The organism is Sphingosinicella rhizophila (assembly GCF_032378825.1).
Classification (GTDB): domain Bacteria; phylum Pseudomonadota; class Alphaproteobacteria; order Sphingomonadales; family Sphingomonadaceae; genus Allosphingosinicella; species Allosphingosinicella rhizophila.
Genome location: NZ_JAVUPU010000006.1, coordinates 250305 through 271900, shown reverse-complemented (window position 1 = coordinate 271900; position 21596 = coordinate 250305). Strand labels below are relative to the sequence as shown.

At 64.6% G+C, this 21596-nt stretch carries 23 protein-coding genes; 7 read left to right on the top strand and 16 right to left on the bottom strand.

What is annotated here, in order from left to right; all coding sequences use genetic code 11:
- Positions 1-21: 21 nt before the first annotated feature.
- From trpS to secB, 3 genes are read right to left on the bottom strand one after another with little or no spacing between them, the layout of a single operon-like run.
- A complete protein-coding gene (gene trpS, locus RQX22_RS13605; RefSeq protein ID WP_315727087.1) occupies positions 22-1014 on the bottom strand; it encodes a tryptophan--tRNA ligase in 993 nt (330 codons plus the stop codon).
- Positions 1014-2570, bottom strand: coding sequence for a murein biosynthesis integral membrane protein MurJ (gene murJ / locus RQX22_RS13600; RefSeq protein WP_315727086.1), 1557 nt, complete (start codon positions 2568-2570; stop codon positions 1014-1016). Before murJ ends, trpS begins: the two co-directional genes overlap by 1 nt.
- Before the next feature lie 15 nt (positions 2571-2585).
- On the bottom strand, positions 2586-3098 hold the full coding sequence (secB, locus tag RQX22_RS13595; protein ID WP_315727085.1) for a protein-export chaperone SecB: 513 nt from the start codon (positions 3096-3098) through the stop codon (positions 2586-2588).
- A 175-nt stretch (positions 3099-3273) separates the two neighbouring features.
- Here secB and RQX22_RS13590 point away from each other — a divergent pair, with 175 nt between their 5' ends.
- The 3 genes from RQX22_RS13590 (at position 3274) to RQX22_RS13580 (ending at position 5753) form a co-directional block, all read left to right on the top strand.
- A complete protein-coding gene (locus tag RQX22_RS13590; RefSeq protein ID WP_315727084.1) occupies positions 3274-3927 on the top strand; it encodes a Tim44/TimA family putative adaptor protein in 654 nt (217 codons plus the stop codon).
- Positions 3928-4102: 175 nt separating this feature from the next.
- The gene (gene mltA / locus RQX22_RS13585; protein ID WP_410001644.1) at positions 4103-5251 is read left to right on the top strand and encodes a murein transglycosylase A; all 1149 of its coding nucleotides are present in this window, start codon (positions 4103-4105) and stop codon (positions 5249-5251) included.
- Entirely contained in the window at positions 5232-5753 is a 522-nt protein-coding gene (locus tag RQX22_RS13580) for a Smr/MutS family protein (protein ID WP_315727082.1), read from the top strand. Before mltA ends, RQX22_RS13580 begins: the two co-directional genes overlap by 20 nt.
- 9 nt (positions 5754-5762) lie before the next feature.
- Here the strand turns inward: RQX22_RS13580 and dapE are convergent, their stop codons facing one another.
- The gene (dapE, locus tag RQX22_RS13575; RefSeq protein ID WP_315727081.1) at positions 5763-6893 is read right to left on the bottom strand and encodes a succinyl-diaminopimelate desuccinylase; all 1131 of its coding nucleotides are present in this window, start codon (positions 6891-6893) and stop codon (positions 5763-5765) included.
- A gap of 50 nt (positions 6894-6943) precedes the next feature.
- Here dapE and RQX22_RS13570 point away from each other — a divergent pair, with 50 nt between their 5' ends.
- Positions 6944-7408 carry a cupin domain-containing protein gene (locus RQX22_RS13570; RefSeq protein ID WP_315727080.1) on the top strand — a complete coding sequence of 155 codons (465 nt, stop codon included), beginning with the start codon at positions 6944-6946 and terminating at the stop codon, positions 7406-7408.
- Here the strand turns inward: RQX22_RS13570 and RQX22_RS13565 are convergent.
- From RQX22_RS13565 to RQX22_RS13530, 8 genes are all read right to left on the bottom strand, one after another.
- Positions 7387-8052: a glutathione S-transferase family protein gene (locus RQX22_RS13565; protein WP_315727079.1), complete on the bottom strand. Its 666-nt coding sequence runs from the start codon at positions 8050-8052 to the stop codon at positions 7387-7389. The genes RQX22_RS13570 and RQX22_RS13565 overlap by 22 nt on opposite strands.
- A gap of 77 nt (positions 8053-8129) precedes the next feature.
- Positions 8130-8774 (bottom strand): ribosome biogenesis GTP-binding protein YihA/YsxC, encoded by a 645-nt coding sequence (gene yihA, locus RQX22_RS13560; RefSeq protein WP_315727078.1) that lies wholly within the window; start codon positions 8772-8774, stop codon positions 8130-8132.
- Positions 8771-10486, bottom strand: coding sequence for a membrane protein insertase YidC (gene yidC / locus RQX22_RS13555; RefSeq protein WP_315727077.1), 1716 nt, complete (start codon positions 10484-10486; stop codon positions 8771-8773). The genes yihA and yidC overlap by 4 nt, the downstream gene beginning before the upstream one ends.
- A 10-nt stretch (positions 10487-10496) precedes the next feature.
- Positions 10497-10709 carry a membrane protein insertion efficiency factor YidD gene (gene yidD / locus RQX22_RS13550; RefSeq protein ID WP_315727076.1) on the bottom strand — a complete coding sequence of 71 codons (213 nt, stop codon included), beginning with the start codon at positions 10707-10709 and terminating at the stop codon, positions 10497-10499.
- A complete protein-coding gene (rnpA, locus tag RQX22_RS13545) occupies positions 10706-11050 on the bottom strand; it encodes a ribonuclease P protein component (RefSeq protein WP_315727109.1) in 345 nt (114 codons plus the stop codon). Before rnpA ends, yidD begins: the two co-directional genes overlap by 4 nt.
- Positions 11047-11181, bottom strand: a complete 135-nt coding sequence (gene rpmH, locus RQX22_RS13540) for a 50S ribosomal protein L34 (protein WP_315727108.1) — start codon at positions 11179-11181, stop codon at positions 11047-11049. The genes rnpA and rpmH overlap by 4 nt, the downstream gene beginning before the upstream one ends.
- Positions 11182-11270: 89 nt before the next feature.
- Positions 11271-11591: a hypothetical protein gene (locus RQX22_RS13535; RefSeq protein WP_315727075.1), complete on the bottom strand. Its 321-nt coding sequence runs from the start codon at positions 11589-11591 to the stop codon at positions 11271-11273.
- A 47-nt stretch (positions 11592-11638) separates the two neighbouring features.
- The gene (locus RQX22_RS13530; RefSeq protein WP_315727074.1) at positions 11639-12670 is read right to left on the bottom strand and encodes a cysteine synthase A; all 1032 of its coding nucleotides are present in this window, start codon (positions 12668-12670) and stop codon (positions 11639-11641) included.
- Between the two features lie 140 nt (positions 12671-12810).
- On the opposite strand from RQX22_RS13530, the gene RQX22_RS13525 reads away from it, so the two are divergent.
- Positions 12811-14319, top strand: coding sequence for a YifB family Mg chelatase-like AAA ATPase (locus RQX22_RS13525; protein ID WP_315727073.1), 1509 nt, complete (start codon positions 12811-12813; stop codon positions 14317-14319).
- Between the two features lie 122 nt (positions 14320-14441).
- Positions 14442-16484 carry a serine hydrolase domain-containing protein gene (locus RQX22_RS13520; protein WP_315727072.1) on the top strand — a complete coding sequence of 681 codons (2043 nt, stop codon included), beginning with the start codon at positions 14442-14444 and terminating at the stop codon, positions 16482-16484.
- Between the two features lie 87 nt (positions 16485-16571).
- On the opposite strand, the gene paaG is transcribed toward RQX22_RS13520, so the two are convergent.
- Positions 16572-17351: a 2-(1,2-epoxy-1,2-dihydrophenyl)acetyl-CoA isomerase PaaG gene (paaG, locus tag RQX22_RS13515; RefSeq protein ID WP_315727071.1), complete on the bottom strand. Its 780-nt coding sequence runs from the start codon at positions 17349-17351 to the stop codon at positions 16572-16574.
- A gap of 26 nt (positions 17352-17377) precedes the next feature.
- Between paaG and paaI the strand changes: the two genes are divergently transcribed.
- Positions 17378-17806 (top strand): hydroxyphenylacetyl-CoA thioesterase PaaI, encoded by a 429-nt coding sequence (gene paaI / locus RQX22_RS13510; protein WP_315727070.1) that lies wholly within the window; start codon positions 17378-17380, stop codon positions 17804-17806.
- Positions 17807-17889: 83 nt separating this feature from the next.
- Here the strand turns inward: paaI and RQX22_RS13505 are convergent, their stop codons facing one another.
- Genes RQX22_RS13505 through paaZ form a run of 3 tightly spaced genes read right to left on the bottom strand, consistent with a single transcriptional unit; the run spans position 17890 to position 21555 of the window.
- Positions 17890-18483, bottom strand: coding sequence for a TetR/AcrR family transcriptional regulator (locus RQX22_RS13505; RefSeq protein ID WP_315727069.1), 594 nt, complete (start codon positions 18481-18483; stop codon positions 17890-17892).
- A gap of 48 nt (positions 18484-18531) precedes the next feature.
- A complete protein-coding gene (locus RQX22_RS13500) occupies positions 18532-19512 on the bottom strand; it encodes an ornithine cyclodeaminase family protein (RefSeq protein WP_315727068.1) in 981 nt (326 codons plus the stop codon).
- Between the two features lie 24 nt (positions 19513-19536).
- On the bottom strand, positions 19537-21555 hold the full coding sequence (paaZ, locus tag RQX22_RS13495; protein ID WP_315727067.1) for a phenylacetic acid degradation bifunctional protein PaaZ: 2019 nt from the start codon (positions 21553-21555) through the stop codon (positions 19537-19539).
- Positions 21556-21596 lie beyond the last annotated feature (41 nt).

The window sequence follows — 21596 nt, the reverse complement described above, 5'->3', positions numbered from 1 at the left end:
GGTTGCTGAAGGAGCTTCGGTTCAACGCCCGAGGCCAACGGCCTCATATGCCCCTTCGAGCATCGGTCCCGCCTCCGCTGCCGCACGCTCCGCCCCTTGCGCGAGGATGCTGTCCAGATGAGCCGGCTCCTCTCTAAGCTGTTCGATTCGCTGCCGTATCGGACGCAGGGCTTCAACCATCAGCTCGGCCAGCACCGGCTTGAAGGTGCCGAAACCCTGCCCGGCAAATTCCTCCAGGACCTGGTCTGACGCACGTCCGGAGAGAGCGGCATGGAGCCTCACCAGATTGAGGGCTTCAGGCCGGTTGGTGAGCGCATCCACATTGTCGGGCAGCGGCTCCGCGTCGGTCTTGGCTTTTCGTATCTTCTGCACGATCAGGTCGTCGTCGTCGGTCAGATTGATGCGGCTCATGTCCGACGGATCGGATTTCGACATTCTCGCATTGCCGTTGCGCAACGACATGATCTGCCCCGTCTCCTCGGCGACCAGCGCTTCGGGAAGCGTGAAGAGCTGCACCCCGAAATCGGCGTTGAACTTGGCCGCGACGTCCCTGCCCAGTTCGACATGCTGCTTCTGGTCCCGGCCGACGGGCACGTGCGTCGCGCGATAGAGAAGAATGTCGGCGGCCTGAAGCATCGGATAGGCGTAGAGGCCGACGCTGGCGCCTTCGCGGTTCTTGCCCGAAATCTCTTTGAATTGGCTCATTCGGTTGAGCCAGCCCATCCGCGCGGTGCAGCTCAGAATCCAGGCGAGCTCCGGGTGGGCGGGGACCCGGCTGTGGTTGAAAAGGATCGAGCGCGCCGGATCGATCCCCGCGGCGAGCAGCGCCGCGGTCATTTCGCGTACGCTGGCGACCAGCCTGGCCGGGTCGGCATCGACCGTGATGGCGTGGAGATCGGCCAGGATGAAGACGCATTCCCCTTCATCCTGCAGCGTCACCCACTGTCTGACTGCGCCCAGATAATTGCCCAGATGGAGGGTCCCGGTCGGCTGAAGTCCAGAAACGAATCGCATCAGCCGACTTTCTTTCGCTTGAGCAGAATGAGGAGGTCGTCCTTATTCATGGCTCCGATGGTCCAGGCGACCGCGAAATAGACGATCCCGCCCGCCGAAACCAAGGCGGTGACGCCGATCAGACGCTGGCTGACGGAGCCGGCGAAGAAGCCATCGAGCTGTTCCCGAATCAGATAGAGCACGACCGCCATCACCGCGGCGGCGACGAGCTGGCGTATGATCCGGCCCCACAGCCACCATTCGATCTTGAAATGGCCGCGCCTCCGGAGAATGAAATAAAGAGCGAGAGCGTTCAGCCATGCGGACGTCGCCGTGGTGAAGGCGAGGGCAGCGATGCCCATTAACGGGATCAGGAGGAAATTGAAGACGATTCCGATGAAGAGCATCGCGAAGGCGATGACGACCGGGGTCTTCATATCCTTGCGGGAATAGAATCCAGGGGTGAGAACCTTGATCAGCACATAAGCCGGAAGACCGGCGACGATGATCGAAAGCACCAAGGCCGTCGTCGACGCGTCCTCCGCCGAAAAACGTCCGCCCTGGAATAGCGCGGCAACGATCGGCCCCGCTGTCACGGCCAGGGCGACGGCGGCGGGTAAAGTCAGCAGCATCGACAATTCGGTCGCCTGGGACTGGATTCGCGCCGCCTCGCCGTTTTCGCCGCGATCGACCGCGCGGCTGATGGTCGGCAGAATTGCCGTACCCAGTGCCGATCCGATGATCGCAAGCGGGAGCTGATTCAACCGGTCGGCGAAGCCGAGATAGACGAGCGAGCCTTCGGGAAGTCTGGTCGCGAACCAGGCATAGAAGAACTGGCTGATATAATAGATGCCGCCGCCCAGGGTGGCAGGCAGGATCAGGATCATCAGCTCCTTGACGCGTGGTGTCATTCGAGGCGGACGCAGCCGCATCTTCAAGCCGGCGCGACGGACGCTGCCCCAGCACAATGCGAGCTGCATGATGCCGCCGGCAATGACGCCGATAGCCATCGCCTGCGCCGTCTTCGGCCCACCGTCCGGCACGATCAGAAGGGCGCCGATCAGGGCGATGTTCAGCAATGCCGGCGCGAAGGCGGCCGCAGTGAAGCGCGTCAGCGAGTTCAGCACGCCGGAGAAGAGCGAAACCAGGCTGATGAAGATCAGATAGGGAAAGGTGATCGTCGTGAGCTTTACCGCGAGTTCGAACTTGGCGGGCTCATCGCTCCATCCGGAGGCGAGCAATCCCACAAAGGCAGGCATGAAGATCATGAAGATGAAGGTGACGACGGCGAGGATCGGCAGGAAGACTGCCAGCACCTCCTCCGCGAATCTCTTGGCTTCGTCCATGCCGCCTTCCCCGTTCAACCGTTGGCTGAACAAGGGGACGAAGCCCGATGAAAAGGCGCCTTCGCCGAACAAACGGCGGAACAGATTGGGAATTAGAAAAGCCAGATAGAAGGCGTCGGCCGCCATGCCGGCGCCCATCACCCGGGCAAAGATCATCTCGCGAGCGAAGCCGAGGATGCGGCTGACCATGGTCAGCCCGCCGATCGTGCCGGTCGTCTTCCAGAGATTCATGCCCCCCTCCGGGCCTTAGGCTTGGCCCGTAATCTCGCCGGCCGTCGTACCGCCGGCCTCCGCTTGCTGCTGCGCGGCACGCTGCATGTAGAGCGCACCGAAATCGATTGGATCGAGGAGCAGGGGCGGGAACCCGCCATCCTGCACCGCATGGGCGACCGTCTGGCGCGCGAACGGGAACAGGATGCGTGGCGCTTCGGCGAGCAGGAAAGGCTGGACCTGCTCTTCCGGCACGTTCCGCATCGCGATCAGGCCCGCATAAAGCAGCTCCAGTTGGAAGGCGATCTTGTCGTCGGAGCGCGCGGTGATGTTGATCTTCAGCACGACCTCGTTGATTTCGTCGCTGAGCTTCTGGGCGCCGATATTGAATTCCACGTCCATGGCCGGCTGGCCCTGCCATTGGTAGACGGCCGGCGCATTCGGATTCTCGAAGGACAGATCCTTCACATATTGGGATACGATGCCGACCTGGGGGGCGGTGTCGTCGCCATTGCTGTAAACTTGATCCGCGCCTGCTTCTTCGGCCATGTCCGCACCTTTGATCTCGGGGTGAAAATAGTCGGCCGCGACGGCGCGGCCATGCGTCGGGGCGGGTAGCAGGCGCGATGAGGTCGCGCAACATGCCGCCCTGGCTTCCGACTCATTTGAATACTGAGGTGCACGCGCCTATGTTAGGCGTCCTGATCTGTTTCGGAGAAAAAGGGTGACGGTCGAAATCGTGTTGCTGGCGATGGTGGCGCTGTTCGTGGGGCTAAGGCTCTACGCGGTGCTCGGCCGCCGTACGGGCCACGAGCAGCAGCCGGTGGTCCGCGCCGCCGAGACGGTGCCGCTGGCCGAAGCTTCGGCCACGCCGGCCGAAGCTTCCGTCGAGCGGGCGGAAGCCGCAGGCCTCCTTTATGAAGAAGGGGCTGCCCGCGGCATTCGCGCCATCGTCGCCGCGGATCCGGGCTTTGACGTGGGCCGCTTCCTTGACGGTGCGCAGGCCGCCTATCGCATGATCCTGGAGGCTTTCTGGAAGGGCGACGAGCAGGAACTGATGCACCTGGTTGGCGATGACGTGCGCTCGTCCTTTGTAGAATCGATCAAAGCCCGCGAGGCCGCCGGCCAGAAGCTCGACAACCGGCTCGTGCGGATCGATCGCGCCCTCATTCATGACGCGGAACTCGATGGACGGATTGCGAGCATATCGGTGCGGTTCGAGGCCGACATCGTCGCCCTGACCCGCAACGAGGCCGGGGAAGTGATCGCCGGTTCGGTGAGCGATGCCGTCCCGACCAACGATCTGTGGACCTTCCGTCGCACGCTTGGCAGCGACGATCCGAACTGGATGCTGGTCGAAACCGACGAAGCGGCCTGAATTTCAGGCACTTTCCCCCAGCTGGCCGGAGGATTATGGGTCGGCTGTGGCAAGGGGCAAATCATCTGGGATCGGGGACCGGCCTGGTGCACGGTCGCGCGGCAATCGCTGCCTTCATCCGCAGCGGCGTGTGTCCGGGCCGCATTATATCAGGATTCCAGCTTTCTTCGCCGTCATGGTCGCGCTGGCGAGCTGCGCGCCGCGGCTTGTACCCCCGGCCGCCGCCCCTCCGGCCGAGCAGCCCCCGCCTGACAACGCGCTGGCGGCTGGCGTCAGGCCGGGCCCGCCTTTGAGCCGGATCGATATCCAGGATGCGGAGCGGGCTTATCATGCCTTCCGCATCACTTGTCCTGCCCTGACGAAGCGTGAGGATGTTAGCGGCCTCACGGAGGTCGAAGACTGGCGGCCTCTTTGCGATCAGGCTTTGCTCGAACAACAGCCCCCCGATCTCGCGACGTGGTTCCAGGACAATTTCGCGCTTGTGGAGGTGGGCGACGGCGCTGCGTTCGCGACGGGATATTACGAGCCCCAGATCGCGGGCTCGCGCACCCGGCAGCCAGGCTATGAAGTTCCGGTGTACCGCAAGCCCGCCGATCTGGTGGAAGTGGACGCCGCCGCGGCGGCTGCCGCCGGCACCCTGCGGCGAGGTCGCCTGGTCGGCGACCGCATAGTTCCCTACTTCGAACGGTCGGAGATCGAAGAGGGCGCCTTGGCGGGGCGTGGCCTGGAAATTGCCTGGGCGGCCGACCCGATCGATCTGTTCTTCCTTCAGATCCAGGGGTCCGGACGGCTGGCGCTGCCCGACGGTTCGATCATGCGGATCGGCTATTCCGGACAGAATGGACGCGACTATGTCGGCATCGGCAAACTGATGAAGGATCGCGGCCTCCTCGGGCCGGGCCAGACCAGCATGCAGGGGATCGTCGCATGGCTCCGTGCCCATCCGGAGGAGGGGCGGGCGATCATGCGGGAGAATAAAAGTTATGTCTTCTTCCAGGAACTGACCGGCGCCGGCCCGCTCGGGGCGCTCGGCCTGCCCGTGACCCCCAGGGCCAGTGTCGCTGCCGATCCCAGATTCGTGCCCCTCGGCGCGCCCGTTTTGCTGGAGCTCGATCGGCCGGGGACGAGCGGGCTGTGGATCGCGCAGGATACGGGGGGAGCGATCAAGGGTGCCAATCGCTTCGACACCTTTTGGGGTGCAGGCGAGCAGGCTGCCCTCACCGCTGGTGGGATGATGGGCAGGGGCAAGGCCTGGATCCTGCTGCCCCGGGATGCGGCGCGGCGTGTGACGGCAAGAATCGCCGATGCGTCGCCTCAGTCCTGAAGAGGGTGCTTTATGGGCAAGGGTCGTCGCCAGCGTCCGGCCGCTTCACCCGCATAAGCCGCGGCCGGAGGGACCCGCCGTCGCGCCGTCTCCGGTCGGCAAGACCGCGCGGCCTTTGTTGCCGCCGCCTCGGCCCGCGAGAATAGCGGCGGGAGCGCAGATCGGGACCACGCTCGATGCCAGTTGGGACCGCCGCCTCGCACGAGGACTTGTCGAACCCGATTTCACGGTCGATCTCCACGGTCACAATCTCCACGCGGCCTATCGTCAGCTCGACGACAGCCTGGCTCGTGCCATTGCCGGGGGAGCGAGACTGATTCTCTTGATCACCGGCAAGCCGCCCCGCGGGGAGCCGCCCGCCACAAGGGGCAAGATTCGCGCGGCCGTGGGCGATTGGCTGGCCGCTTCTCCCCATGCGAGCAATATCGCGGCGGTGCGGGGCGCCCATCGACGGCATGGCGGCACGGGCGCGCTCTATATCGTCCTGCGTCGCCGGCGCTGACGGGAAGGCTCAAGCGAGCGCGCGCCGTATCACGCCCGCATAGATTCTGCGCAGGCCGTGAATGTCGGCGACGGCGGCGGCTTCGTCTATCTTGTGCATGGTGCCGTTGGGCAGGCCGAAATCCACTACCGGGCATAAGGCGATCAGGAAGCGCCCGTCCGAAGTGCCTCCGGCGGTGGAGAGTTGGGGGCTGATACCCGTCTCTTCCTCGATCGCCTTGGTGACGATGTCATAGAGGGGACCGGCCGGCGTCAGGAAAGCTTCTCCGGATATCTTCGCTTCGACGGTCGCGCCGGCCGCGGCCTGTTCGACCGTCCGCCGGACAAGCACGACCAGGTCGCTGCCGCGATGCTCGTTGTTGAAGCGGATATTGAGCCGGGCGCTGGCGCTCCCGGGGATCACGTTGCCGGCGGGATTACCGACATCGGCTGTGGTCACTTCCAGGTTGGACGGCTGGAACTGCTGGTTGCCGGTGTCGAGCCGGATCGCATCGAGCGCAACGAGCACGCGGCCGAGCTTGGTCACCGGATTGTCGGCGCGATGCGGATAGGCGACATGCCCCTGAATACCGGGGATCGTGATCCACATATTGACCGACCCGCGCCGCCCGATCTTGACGACGTCGCCCAGCCGGTTCTCCGATGTCGGCTCGCCGATCAATATCATGTCGGGCCGGATTCCGCGCGCCTCCATCCAGCGCATCAGCGCCGGCGTGCCATAAGTCGCCGGTCCTTCCTCATCACCCGTGATGATGAAACTCAGCGTGCCGTGATGGTCGCTCACGTCCGCGCAGGCGGCGACGAAGGCGGCGATGCTGCCTTTCATGTCGACCGCGCCGCGCCCGTAGAGAAGGCCGTCCTTGATAGTGGGTTCGAACGGGTCATTGTCCCAGCCGCCGCCGGAGGGAACGACATCGAGATGCCCGGCAAAGCCGAAATGCGGCGCGCCCGAACCGCGCGAGGCGAACAGATTTTCGACCGGGCCGTCCGGCGCCTCGCCGACTATGAACCGGTGGACTTCGAACCCGAGCGCGGCCAGGGCTTCTTCCAATATGTCGAACACCGCGCCCCTCGCGGGAGTCACGCTCGGACAGGCGATGAGGCGGGAAGCGAGCGCGACAGGATCGATTGCGATGGTCATGGTCAGTCGAGTAGCAAGTGGTCCGCCTCTTGCCCAGTGACGAGAAAGATATGCCCAAGGTCGATTTCGCTGCCGTTCCGCGCTCCAACCGCACCGGCTATCCCGAACCCTTCGCCTCGGACGTGGCCGGCCGGCTGGTAAGCAGGCTGGGGGACATATTCGGGCTCCAGGATTTTGGCGCCAGCCACGTCATCCTCGAACCTGGGGCGATGTCTTCCCAGCGCCACTGGCACGAGGATGAGGACGAACTGGTCGTCATGCTCTCGGGCGAGGCGGTGCTGATCGAGGACGAAGGAAGGTCGATCCTGCACCCGGGCGATTGCGCGGTCTTCCCCAAGGGCGTGGCCAATGGTCATCATCTGGTCAACGAATCCGGCGAAAAGTGCATATTCGTTGCCATCGGACGGACGGCGGCGGGGCCATGCCACTATCCCGACGTGGATCTCCATTATGACGGAGCAAGCCGCACTTTCGTCCGCAAGGACGGGCGGCCCTATTCGGCGGCAGCCTCGTAGCGCTCGATCACCCACGGTTCTTCCTGGGCCGCTTCCAGCCATTCGCGCGTCCATGCGTGGCTCAGCATCGCTTCCATATAGGCCGCCGCGAAGCGGGGGACGGGGATCGAATAGGTGACGAAGCGGGTGACGACCGGCGCGAACATGATGTCGACCGCGCTGTAATCGCCGAACAGATAAGGGCCGCCGCTGCCGTGGCGCGCACGCGCCTGCGCCCACAATTCCAGGATCCTCATGATCTCGGTGCGGACGTCTTCGGAAAGCTCGCGCGGCGGGAATTGCTTGCGCACGTTCATGCTCAGGTCGCGCCGGAGATTGGGATAGGAGGAGTGCATTTCCGCCGCCATCGAGCGGGCCATTCCCCGCGCCACCTCGTCCTTGGGCCAATAGCGGGCGCGATCGGTCTTGTCGGCAAGCCATTCGATGATCGCCAGGCTGTCCCAGATCACCGCTTTGTCGTCCCACAGGATGGGCACCTTGCCGCCGGATGGCGCGAACTCGTCGCCTTCGCGCCTCTTGTCCCAATCCTCGCCGAACATCGGAACGGTGATCTCTTCGAAGGCGAGACCGGATTGCTTGACGGCCAGCCAGCCGCGCATCGACCAGGAGGAATAGGCCTTGTTGCCGATGATGAGCTTGAGCATGTCTCTCCTTAGCGGCTGATCAGATGTTTGGACCATGATTCACGCTCCGGATTGATTCAATCCGAAACGATCATGGTCTAGCCGATCGCTTCGATCACTGCCTTGCGTAACTGATCGATACCCAGACCGGTTTCGCTGGACGTGGTGATTATGTCGGGATGGGCGGCGGGGTGCTTGCGCGCTTCCTCGGCGGTCAGGGCCTCGACCTCGCGCAAATCGCTCGCCTTGATCTTGTCCGCCTTGGTGAGCACGACCCGGTAGCTGACTGCGGCATCGTCCAGCATTTTCATGATTTCGCGATCGATTTCCTTGATGCCGTGACGGCTGTCGACCAGCAGCAATGTCCGCTTGAGAACCTGACGGCCGCGCAGATAATCGTTGACCAGATAGCGCCATTTGCGCGCCACGTCCTTCGGCGCCTTGGCGAAGCCATAGCCCGGCATGTCGACCAGCCTGACCTTGAGCGGCGTACCGACGTCGAAGAAATTGAGTTCCTGGGTCCGCCCCGGCGTGTTGGAGGTACGGGCGAGATCGCGTCGGTTGGTGAGCTTGTTGAGGAGCGACGATTTGCCGACGTTGGACCGGCCGGCAAAGGCCACTTCCTCTACCTCGGGGTCCGGAAGGAACTCAAGCGAGGGCGCGGATTTGAGGAAGGCGATCGGCCCGGAAAAAAGCTTCCGGGCGGCCTCGTCCAGGTCCGCCTTCTCCGGGTCCTCGGTCACTTCGTCTCCGCTTTGGCTACCGGCTGGTCGAGCGCCCCGGGGTGCCGGCTGTAGAGCCATTTTTGTTGCGCGATGGTCAGGATGTTGTTGGTGATCCAGTAGATGATGAGTCCCACGGCGAACGGGGCCATGATGAACATGAAGACCCATGGCATCAAGGCGAACACCTGTTTCTGCACCGGATCCATCGGCGGCGGATTCAACTTGAATTGCAGCCACATGGTGATGCCGAGGATGATCGGCAGCACGCCGAGAGCCAGGAAAGTCGGCGGCGTGAAGGGCAGGTAGCCGAACAGATTGACCGGCGTCAGCGGATCGTGCGCGCTCAGATCCTTGATCCACAGGAAGAACGGCTTGTGGCGCATCTCCACGGCCAGCATCAGCACCTTGTAGAGCGCATAGAAGATCGGGATCTGGATCAGGATCGGCAGGCAGCCCGCCATCGGGTTAACCTTTTCCTCCTGATAGAGTTTGAGCATCTCCTGCTGCAGCTTGGGCTTGTCGTCCTTGTAGCGATCCTGCAGCGCCTTCATCTTGGGCTGGAGGACGCGCATGCCCGCCATCGACCGGAACTGTTTCTGCGCGATCGGGAACATCAGGATCCGGACGATGAGGGTCAGGCCGATGATGGCGAGGCCGAAATTGCCGATCACGTCATAGAGCCAGTTGAGCAGCGAGAAGATCGGTTTCATGAACCATTCGAACCAGCCCCAGTCGATCGCCTTGTCGAGGCGGGGCACGCCGGCGTCCGTATATTTTTCCAGGAGCTGGACTTCCTTGGCGCCGGCGAAGAATCGGGATTGATAGCTGACGGCTTTGCCGGCCGGGACGATGGCCGGCGCCGCGGCGAAGTCGGTCTGGAAGCTTCCGGAGGGGCCGCGCCGGAACGAGGCGTCGACATTGCTGCCCTGGTCCGCGACCAGTGCGGTCAGCCAATATTTGTCGGTAAAGCCCAGCCATCCGCCGCGCGACGTGAAATTCTGGTCTCCTTCGTCTATGATATCGTCATAGCCGAAATCGTAATTGGCGGCGCCGTTGAAGACACCCACGGGTCCGACATGCATGGTCCAGCTGTCCGGGTCCTGCGACGCGGATGCCCGGCTGACCAGGGCATAGGGGCGGGCGGCGATGGCGCCGTTGCCGGTGTTGATCACCTTCTGGTCGGCCGTGAACATATAGCCGTCGTCGACCGAGAACCTGATCTCGAAGCGTTGGCCCTGGCCATTGTCCCAGCTCAGGGTGACCGGGGTCGTCGGCGTGAGCCGGTTTCCGCTCGCCTGCCAGACCGTGTCGGCAGCGGGCGCCGCCACACCCTGGGCGGTCCAGCCGAAGCCGGCGAAATAGGCGTTGGACGTACCGCTCGGCGAAAGCAAACGGATCGGCGGCGAATCCTTGGCCAGGCTCTCGCGGTAAGTGGTGAGCACGAGATCGTCGATTCGGGCGCCCGTAAGGTTGATCGAACCTTCGAGGCGCGGCGTCTGGATGGCGACGCGCGGCGTCTCCGCGAGAACGGCTTCGCGGCTCCGGATCGCGACCGGCGCGTCGGCGGAAGGATCTGCCCCGGGCTGGGGAAGGGCGACCTGCTTGCCCTCGACGACCTTGGTGCTCGGCGCGGTCGCGGTCGGGAAATAATGTTCGGTCACGAAGCCCCAACCGAACAATATGATCGCCGAAAGGACGATCGCCAGGATCATGTTGCGGTGGTCGTTCACCTATTCCCCCTCATGGTACCGGATCATAACCAGAGCCGCCCCACGGGTGGCATCGAAGCAGTCGCCTGGCGGCAAGCCAGCTGCCGCGCAGCGCCCCATAGCGCCCCAGCGCGGTGATTGCATAGGCCGAGCAACTCGGCTGGAAGCGGCAGGATGGCGGCAGGATCAGCGATGGACCTCTCTGCCAGCCCTTGGCGATCAGGATGAGAAGCTTCGCGATCATTGCCTGAGCTTTGCCAGCGCCCCGATCTTCGCCAACGCTCTCTCGAATTCGGAACGGAGGAGGGCGAAATCCCTCTCCACGCCGCCGGCGCGGCCGATCAGCACATGATCGGCCCCGGCCAGGCCGTGTTCGGGCAGGATGTCGCGGGCAAGCGCGCGAAAACGTCGTTTCATGCGGTTGCGGATAACGGCACCGCCGATCTTTTTTGTGACGGTGATGCCGAGACGCATGCGGGTCTGGCCGTCGCCGCGTTCCCGCACCAGCAGGACGAAGCCCGGCATGGCCGCGCGTCGTCCGCGATTCGCCGCCAGGAAATCCGAGCGGCGGGTGAGTGTCGTCAGGCCGACAGTTTCTTGCGGCCGCGGCTGCGGCGGGCCGCCAGGACCTTGCGTCCGCCCACGGTCGCGGTCCGGGCCCGGAAGCCGTGCCGGCGCTTGCGCACGAGATTGCTCGGCTGGAAGGTGCGCTTCATCGCTCATACCTCAAGATCAGAAATTAAAAGGGCGGCCAAATGGGCGGCCGCCTCGTTGGGGGCGCGGATAGGCAAAGCGTCGGCCAAAGTCAATCGCCGCCGAGCCGCGAGGCGCCGGCTTCATCCTTACGGAGCGCTTCGCGCCGCCGCGCGCTTCGCCGCCTCAGTCCCCAATCGGCCCAGCGGCCTTTATTGGGATGTCTGCGCTTGAAGCGGACATAGTAACGCTTCGCCCATTCGCTATATTTGAGCGTGAGGGCAAGACCGGCGGCGAAGACGATGACCCCGCCGGGCCCCGGCAGGATACCGACCACCGGCGACAGGAGGATCAGCAGCAGGCCAATGCCGAACAGGCAATTGCGCACTGCCGGGATGCGGCCCAGGGCCAGCCATCTTTGCCTGCTTTTCATCCGGCCCCATGTGGGAAGGCTGTGTTACACCCGCAAGACGGAGCTTGTCATACCAGGCCCGGGTCGATTCTGTCCGGGCGTTCCAGCCAGGCGGGAACCGGCAGGTCCTTGGACCGCAGGAATTCCGGATTGAAGAGACGCGAGGCATAACGCGTGCCGTAATCGGCGAGGATGGTGACTATCACATGGCCCGGCCCGAGCTGCCTTGCCAGCCGGACGGCGCCCGCAACGTTCACGCCCGACGAAAGCCCGACGCACAGCCCTTCATGCTCGAGCAGGTCGAATGCCGTCCGCACCGCTTCCTCGTCGGATATCCGGAAGGCGGCGTCGGTGGCGAGCCCCTCCAGGTTGCGCGTGATTCGCCCTTGGCCGATGCCTTCGGTGATCGAAGTGCCGCTGCTCTCCAGGATGCCGCTCGTATAATAGGAATAGAGGGCGGCCCCTGGAGGATCGGCGATCCCGATCTGCACGTCTGCATTGCGCTGCCGGAGCGCGGCCGCCACCCCGGCCAAGGTTCCGCCGGTCCCGACCGCGCAGATGAATCCATCCACCTTGCCGTCCGTCTGCGTCCAGATCTCCGGCCCTGTCGTCCTGACATGGGCTTCGCGATTGGCGACATTGTCGAACTGATTGGCCCAGACGGCGCCGTGCGGATCGGAGACGGCGAGCCGCGCGGCGATGCGTTCCGAGACTTTTATATAATTGTTCGGATTGGCGTAGGGCACCGCCGGCACCTCGACCAGTTCGGCGCCGAGCAGGCGAAGCATCTCCTTCTTTTCCCGGCTCTGCGTTTCGGGAATGACGATGATGCTGCGAATGCCCATGGCATTGGCGACGGTCGCAATGCCGATCCCGGTATTGCCCGCCGTACCCTCGACCACGGTCCCGCCCGGCTCGATCGCCTTTCGGTCCAGGGCGTCGCGCAGGATGGACAGCGCTGCACGGTCTTTCACCGATTGGCCCGGGTTGAGGAACTCCGCCTTGCCGAGGATCGTGCACCCGGTCTGCTCGGATGCGCGCCTGAGGCGGATCAATGGCGTATTGCCTATCGCCGCCGTCACATCGTCGCAAATCGCCATTCGATTCTCCATGAGTTGAGGCGTCCTAGCATGACGAGCAGCGGAGGGGAGATTTCCTCACCTGCGAATCCGGTACTGCGATCCTATCGACTTCTCTTGTTCCGGGCTTCAAACAGGCCCGGTCGAACGAGGGGGAATCAATGGTTGCGCATGTCGCCACGGTGGCGTTTCTCGGTCTGGAGGCGCGCGCCGTCGACGTGCAGGTGCAGATTTCGAGTGGTCTTCCCAAATTCCTGGTGGTCGGCCTGCCCGACAAGGCTGTGGCCGAGAGCCGGGAGCGGGTTCATTCCGCGCTGACCGCGATCGGCTTGGCTCTTCCGCCCAAGAGGATCACCGTCAACCTTTCTCCCGCGGATCTTCCGAAGGAGGGATCCCATTATGACCTTCCGATCGCCCTCGGCCTGCTGGCTGCGATGGGGGCGGTCGATGCGGAGACGCTCGCGGGTTACGTGGTCGTTGGAGAACTCGGCCTCGACGGTCGGCTGGCGCCGTCGCCGGGCGTGCTGCTCGCGGCCATCCACGCTTCCTCGCGCAACCTCGGCCTGATCTGTCCGTCCGCACAGGGATCCGAAGCCGCCTGGGCGGGCGATATGGAGGTGCTCGCGCCTGACGACCTCATCGGCCTGCTCAACCATTTCCAGGGGCGCGCCGTGCTTTCGCCACCGCCGCCGGGAGAAGCGGAACCAGCGGGCCTTGGTCCCGATCTCGGCCAGGTGAAAGGCCAGGAAAGCGCGAAGCGGGCGCTCGAGATCGCGGCGGCGGGCGGGCACAATCTGCTCATGTGCGGCCCCCCAGGCGCCGGCAAATCCTTGCTCGCGGCCTGTATGCCCGGCATCTTGCCGGACCTCACGCCCGCCGAGGCGCTCGAAGTCTCGATGATCGCCAGCGTTGCGGGCACGCTCCTCGATGGCCGCCTGGTCCGCAGGCGTCCGTTTCGCGCACCGCATCATAGCGCCTCGATGGTGGCCCTGGTCGGCGGCGGTCTCCGCGTCCGGCCGGGCGAAGTGAGTCTCGCCCATCTCGGCATACTCTTCCTGGACGAGCTTCCCGAATTCCAGCGCCAGGCGCTGGATTCACTCCGCCAGCCGCTGGAAGCCGGAACGGTCAGCGTCGCCCGCGCCAATGCCCATGTCAGCTTTCCGGCCCGCGTGCAGTTGGTGGCGGCGATGAACCCCTGCCGCTGCGGCCATCTCGGCGATCCGGCCCTCGCTTGCTCCCGCGCGCCGCGCTGCGCCGCCGACTATCAGGCCAAGGTTTCGGGACCGTTGCTCGACCGCATCGACCTGCACGTCGACGTGCAGGCCGTCTCCGCCGCCGATCTCGTCCTGCCGCCGCCGGCCGAAGGCTCGGCCGAGGTGGCGGCGCGGGTGAAGGCGGCCCGCGATATCCAGACGGCGCGCTATGCAGCGCATCCGGTCCGCTCCAACGCCGAGGCGGACGGCGCATTGCTCGAGGAGGTCGCAACCCCGGATGAGCCGGGGCGGCAGCTTCTCGCGCAAGCGGCCGAGGCGATGCGACTATCGGCGCGCGGTTTTCATCGCGTTCTCCGCGTCGCCCGCACGATCGCCGATCTGGCGGGCAGCGACGGCGTTACCCGCGTCCATGTTGCCGAAGCGCTCAGCTATCGTCGGCAGGCGCCTCGCAATTGAGCGGGATGAACATCGTCTGACGAGCTGGTTTTCGTTGCATTGACTTTCGTCGGCCAACGCGCCGATATCTGATCATCACGGCACCGAAATATCGGGCCTGTCGCTTGCAATGGGGGTGGCGCATGATCGGCTATAAATCTTTCTTCTTCGGCTTGCTTCTGACCGGTGCTGTCGCCATCGGCGCCCAGGTGGCCACGGCGCCTGCGCCGGCGAATGAGGCGGCGGCCACCGTCCCGGCCGCGGCTGATAGCCCCGCCTCCGCGGACGCTGCGCCCGCAAATGCTCAGACGTTGGCGCGCGGCACGCCGATCCCGCCAGCCGAGCTCGAAGCCTTCGTCGATGGATATCTGCGTCGCGCCATGGCCAATGAGCATATAGCCGGTGCCACCGTCAGCATCGTCCAGAACGACCGGACGGTCCTGCTCAAGGGCTACGGCCTCGCCGGCATCGATCCCGTTCGGCCGGTCGATCCGCGCAAGACCCTTTTCCGGATCGGCTCGCTGTCGAAGACGATGACCTGGACCTTGATCATGCGAGAGGTCGAGAAGGGCCGGCTGAAGCTTATCGATCCGATCAACCAGCATTTGCCGCCGGAACTGCAGATACCCGATCAGGGCTTCAAGAATCCGATCCGTATCGTGGATCTCATGGCCCATGCCCCGGGGATGGAGGATGTTTCGGCAGGGCATTTGTTCGTCGACACGCCGGAACGCATCATACCGCCGGCCCAATATCTCGCCAAACACAGACCCGATCGCGTGCGCGAGCCCGGCCTGATCTCCTCTTATTCCAATTACGGCCTGGTCCTGGCCGGTGAGATTCTCGCGCGTTTGAACGGCGTGGATTTCGAGACGCTTGCCGACCGCGATATTTTCGGGCCGCTGAAGATGACGCACAGCACGTTCCGCGAGCCTTATGAACCTCGGCAGGGAATCCCGCAGCCGATGCCCAAGGCGCTTGCCGACGAACGGTCGAGCGGCTTCCGCTGGAAGGGCGGCCGCTTCGAACCGACCACCTATGACTATATCACCCAGGTCGCGGCCGCCGGGTCGATCTCGACCACGGCCGAGGACATGACCCGCTACATGCGCATGCATTTGCGCAACGGCACGCTCGATGGCGTCTCCATGTTCGGGCCGCAGACCGCGCAATTGTTCCGGACGCCGATCATGAACGTGCCGGAAGGCTCCAACGGCTGGGCCCATGGCATGATCGTCAACACGCTGCCGGGCGGGTTCAAGGGCTATGGCCATGGCGGCGGCACGAGCAGCTTCTTCACCTATATGGATCTGATCCCCGATCTCGATCTCGGCATCTTCATCAGCACCAACACCCAAGGCGGCTTCGGAGTCGCCGTGCCGCTGTCGGCCGCCATCGTGAACCGCTTCTATGTCGGCGAGGCGCCGATGCAGCGTCCGGGCGACAAGGCGTTGGCCGCAAGGGCGGCGGATTATGAGGGGCTCTATGTCAACACCCGCCGTGCCTATTCCGGCCTCGAAGGGTTCATGGGCCTGCTGGGAGGCGTGTCCAAAGTGTCGGTGACGCCCGAAGGTTATCTGATCACCAGCGGCGGCGGATCGCCACGCGCCTGGGTGCCCGCCGGAAAGCCGGGTCAGTTCCGGGCGGCGGTCGGTGACGATTATCTCAATTTCGGGCTGGACGACAAAGGCAAGGCGAAAATCTATTATCAGCTCGCCAGCGGCTTCGAGCGGTCGGGGCCGTTGATGAATCCGTCCCTGCTGACCAATCTCGCCATCCTTACACTCATCACCTCGTTCGGTCTGTGGGTGGCGTTCCTCGCGCGGCGGGCGACCACCTCTCCGGTCGTCGCGCAGCGCCGGTCGCATCATGCGCTGCTGGCCGCTGGCGCCTTCTGGCTGATCGCTATGGGCCTGTTCTTCCTGCTGCTGTCGCTCCTGCCCGACATGAACGACAAGGCGCCGTTCCCGCCGACCTTGCTGATGCTATCCTCCCTGTCGGCGTTGCTGGCGACGATCGCCACGATCGCCGCTCTGGTGCTGATGATCATCGGGCTGCGGCGGACGGCCGGCGACCGGGCCGGATGGACCACATGGGCGGTCGTCCGGCACGCGCTTGCCATCCTGCTCTTCCTTGCATTGGCCTTCGTGGTGGGCATGCGTGGCGGGCTGCTGCCCTGGATGTGACCGCGCGTCGCTGTCGAAGCAGGAGGGGATCGACCCTCCCGGTGGTGCCGGGCGTCATAGGGCCAAGGTATCCGTCGATCCGGCGAATTAGCGCCCGGTGAATCGCGGCGTGCGTTTCTCCATGAAGGCGGCAACGCCCTCGCGATAATCGTCGCTATAGCCGAGTTCGCGCATCGCATCGCGCTGGAGGTCCAGTTCCTCGTCCAGGCTGTGGGTCCAGCTCGCGCGGATCATCTTCTTGATGGCGGCGAGGCCGCGGGTCGGGGCGGTGGCGAAGCGGGCGGCGAGCGTGTCCACTTCCGCGTCCAGCTCGATATCCTCGACCGCCTTCCAGATCAGGCCCCATTCCGCGGCCTTCTCGGCCGGCAGCGGTTCGGCGGTGAGGGCAAGTCCAAGGGCGCGCGCCTGCCCGACCAGACGCGGAAGGACCCAGGTGCCGCCGCTGTCGGGAATGAGGCCGATGCTGGCGAAGGACTGGATGAATTTCGCGGATTTGGCGGCGACGACGATGTCGCAGGCGAGCGCGATGTTCGCGCCTGCCCCCGCCGCCACGCCATTTACGCGTGCGATCACCGGCATCGGCAGCGACGTCAGCTTGCGGATCAGCGGATTATAATAGGATTCGACCGAATGGCCGAGATCGACCTTCTCGCCGGGCGCGACGGCGCGGTCATTGAGGTCCTGGCCGGCGCAGAATCCGCGACCGGCGCCTGTGATGATCAGCACCCGCGCGTCGCCGGCCCCTTCCAGGGCGCGGGCGACCTCCTCATGCATCTCCACCGTGAAGCTGTTGAGCCGATCGGGGCGGTTGAGCGTCAGTCGGGCGATGCCGCCCGCTTGCTTGAAGTCGATTGTTCGGTAAGCCATGCGCCGGCATTAGCGAAGGACAGGGCGTGAGCGCAAACGAGTTGGCAGCACAGATCGCGGCAACGATGCTGGAACAGGAGGGCGCCGGCCCGGCCTGGGGCATCCGGATCGAAGAGGTCCGGGAAGGCTATGCCCGCATTCGCATGTCGCTTCGGCCCGACATGCTGAACGGTCACGGTATCGCCCATGGCGGCATGGTCTTCGCTTTGGCCGACACCGCTTTCGCTTATGCCTGCAACAGTCGCAACGTCAGGACTGTCGCCGCACAGGCATCGATCGTCTTCCTGGATGCCGCGCAGGAAGGTGAAATCCTGGTCGCCGAGGCCGAGGAGCAAGCCCTGGTCGGCCGCTCCGGCGTCTATCAGGTCAAGGTGACGGGGGAGGGCGGCCGCGCCATTGCCGAATTCCAGGGTTTTTCCAGGACCATCGGCGGTGCCGTCATCGAGCCATCCTAGAGACTGATCATTCTAGGGTCCGGATCCTGGTTGGAGGCGCTCGCGCTTCCACCGATGACGTGACTCAGCCTCTATTCAAATGTCTAGGCCGTCTTCATCGGCGCAAGCGCCCGCTCGACGACCATGTCGGCCACCTCGTCGGCCGACACCGGCCCCTCGGGGTCGAACCAGGTGTGGGTCCAGTTGATCATGCCGAACAACAACATGGTTTCGACCTTTGCCCGGTCCTGGTTCGCGCCCAGCGCGGGATGGACGGCGCACAGCAGGCGCTGGACGGCATCGATCACCATCCTTTGCTTTTCGACGATGGCTTTGCGCCGGTCGGCCGGGAGATGGACCAGTTCGTTCAGCAGCACCTTCTGCCGGCTTGCGGCGCCGACATAATGATCCATGAAAGTCCGGATCAGGGCAGCTAGCCGGTCCGCCGGGCCGGCGCCCAATCGCTCGACGTCCTCCACGTCCGATGCGAGCTGATCGATATGGGACGCCATCACCGCATGGAGGACATCCTCCTTCGATGGATGATAATGATAGAAGAGCGACTTGGAGGTCTCGCAGGCTGCGGCCAGCTCGGCCATCGACGCGCCGTTGAAGCCCTTGGCCGCGAAAAGCTCCGCCGCCTTTTCGACGATCGCCTCCCGGCGTTGCGCGTAATCGGCCGATTGCGGGCGCGCCATCAGCCGGTGCCGCGCGCCCGGCAGGCGGGCCCGGAGGGGAGGCGCGCCTCAGAAGGCGACACGTGTCCCCCAGCCGCCCTCGGAAGCCTTTTGATAGAGATGCCAGGCCGACGCGAGATCCTGGACGACGTGCCCGAGCGATTTGTAGATCGTCACCTCGTCATCGGCACCCCGGCCTGCCTTGGTCCCGTCCAGCACTTCGCCGATCTCCGCCAGCAAATGGCCTTCGTCGATCAGGCCGGCCTCCCGCGCGCGGATGAACTCTGCCCCCTGGGCCAGCACATGCTCCCGATGATCGGCAAAATAGCGGCTGCGCAGGACGAGCGCGTTGTCGATCTCGGCCGGGCCGGCGAAGCTGGACCCCACCACATTCACATGCGTCCCCGCGGCCACATCCTTGGCGAACAGGATCGGTTCCTGGGCGGCCGTGGTCGTGCAGATGATGTCGGCGTCACGCACCGCTTCGGCGACACTGTCGAAGGCGTGGCAATCGATGCCGACTTCGGCGCCGATTTCCTCGGCGAAGGCGCGCGCCTTGGCAATGTCCCGGCCCCAGACGCGGATCTGGCTGAGCTTGCGGACCTCCCTGATCGCGCGGACGTGCGAATGGGCCTGGTCGCCATAGCCGAGGATCGCCAGGATCTCGGCATCGGCGCGGGCCAGTTGATCGGTGGCGAGCGCGCTTGCCGCCGCGGTGCGGATCGCCGTGATCTCGCCGGCATGGACGATCGCCGTCAACGTGCCCGTTTCCGGCTCGAACAAGATCACCGGACCCTGGTGGGATTGCAGGCCGCGCGCGTGATTTTCCGGAAAGACGCTGACGATCTTGGCGCCGAACTCGCGCTGTCCGCCCATGGCGCCGGGCATCACGCCGAACATCCGGCCATTGTCCATGCGCACGATCTGGCGTGGAATCTGCAGCGTCTCGCCGCGTGACAATGCGATCATCGCCGATCGCATCAGCTCGATGCAGCTCTTATAGTCCAGCTCGCGGCGGACGTCCTCGCGTCCGATGACCAGAATCGTCACATCACCACCCCATTCTTGTTCGCATCAAGGGACGTTCATAGTGAGCAGGTCGTAGCTGGCCACCACTTCGTCCTTCTGGTTGTAGACGTAGACGGCCCAGCGGACTTCCCCCATCTCCTCGTTGCGGACGCTTTTCGATTTGACGGTCAAGGTGACGCGCATCGAATCGCCGGGGTAGAGCGGCGTCTGGAAACGCAGGTTTTCGAGGCCGGTATTGGCGAGGACGGGACCCGGCGCGGGATCGACGAACAATCCCGCGGCGAAGCTCAGGATCAGATAGCCGTGGGCGACCCTCCCGTCGAAGATCGGGTTCGCCTTGGCGGCCTCCTCGTCCATATGGGCATAGAATGTGTCGCCGGTGAAATGGGCGAAAATCTCGATATCTTCGAGGCTGACCGTCCGGCTTTCCGTGGCGAAGGTGTAGCCGACCTCCAGCTCCGAAATGCGCTTGCGGAAGGGATGGATCTCGCCCTCCGGCTTGGGCGCGCCCGGCAGCCATTGCTTGACGATGGACGACAGGACGGTCGGGCTGCCCTGCAAGGCGGTGCGCTGCATATAATGGGTGACGCCGCGCACGCCGCCCATTTCCTCGCCGCCGCCGGCGCGGCCGGGACCGCCATGGACCAGGACGGGAAGCGGGGAGCCGTGACCGGTCGATTCCCTGGCGCTGGTGCGGTCGAGGATGACCATCCGGCCATGAAAGGCGCCGGCACCCAGCACGAATTCCTCGGCCACCTTCTGGTCGAACGTGAAGAGCGACAAGGCAAGACTACCCATGCCCCGATTGGCGAGCGCGATCGCATCATCCAGGTCGCGATAGGGCATGATCGTCGAAACGGGTCCGAATGCCTCGACATCGTGGATCGCTGCCGATCCCCAGGGATCGTCGGAGCGGAGGAGGATCGGGGACATGAAGGCGCCGTTGCCGGAAACGGGCGACGTCTCCGGATCGCCGGACACGATCCGGGCCGATTTCGCGAGGGTGGCGACCGCCTCGCGCACGGATTTGAGCTGCGCCTGGCTGGCCAGCGCGCCCATGGTGACACCTTCCTGGCGCGGATCGCCGATCACCGCCTTGGCGAGCCGGGCGGAAAGCGCCTCCTGGACCGCGTCGAGATGCGCCGCCGGCGCCATGGCGCGACGGATGGCGGTGCATTTCTGTCCCGCCTTCACCGTCATCTCACGGGCGACTTCCTTGATGAACAGATCGAATTCCGGCGTGCCGGGCCCGGCGTCGGGGCCGAGGATGGAGGCGTTGAGGCTGTCGCGCTCGGCGATGAAGCGCACGGATTCGCGCGCGATCACCGGATGCGACTGCAGCTTCATTGCGGTCTGGGCGGATCCGGTGAAGGAAACGACGTCCTGCAGCGTCAGATGGTCGAGCAGGTCGCCGACACCCCCCATGATCAGCTGCAGCGCGCCGGCCGGCAGGACATTGGCCTCGATCATGATGCGCACGGCATGTTCGGCCAGATAGCCGCTCGCCGATGCCGGCTTCACGATCGCCGGAACGCCGGCAAGCAGGGTCGGCCCGAGCTTTTCCAGCATGCCCCAGACCGGGAAGTTGAAGGCGTTGATATGGACGGCGACGCCCTGCAGCGATGTCCAGACGTGCTGGCCGACGAAGCTGCCGGTTTTCGACAATGGCTCCATCTGGCCGTCGATCAGGATGCGTTGGTTGGGAAGCTCGCGCCGCCCCTTCGACGAAAAGGAGAATAAGGTGCCGGCGCCGCCTTCGATATCGATCCAGCCGTCGGTGCGGGTCGCGCCCGTCGCGTAATTCAGCTCGTACAATTCCTCCTTGCGGGCCATGATCGCATTGGCGAGATCCTTCAGCATCCAGGCGCGCTCGTGAAACGTCATCTTGCGCAGGGCCGGGCTGCCGACATTGCGGGCATGGTCGAGCATCGCCTTGAAATCGAGGCCGTCGCTGCCGGTCAGGGCGACGACGTCGCCGGTGACCGCGCTGTGGACCTCGGCGAGTCCGCCCGATGCCCCCACCCAATTGTCATGCGCATAATTAAGCAGGTTGATGGTCTTCATTGGGGGCTCCTGTCGACGGGATCGGCGCTGGCTGAATTAAT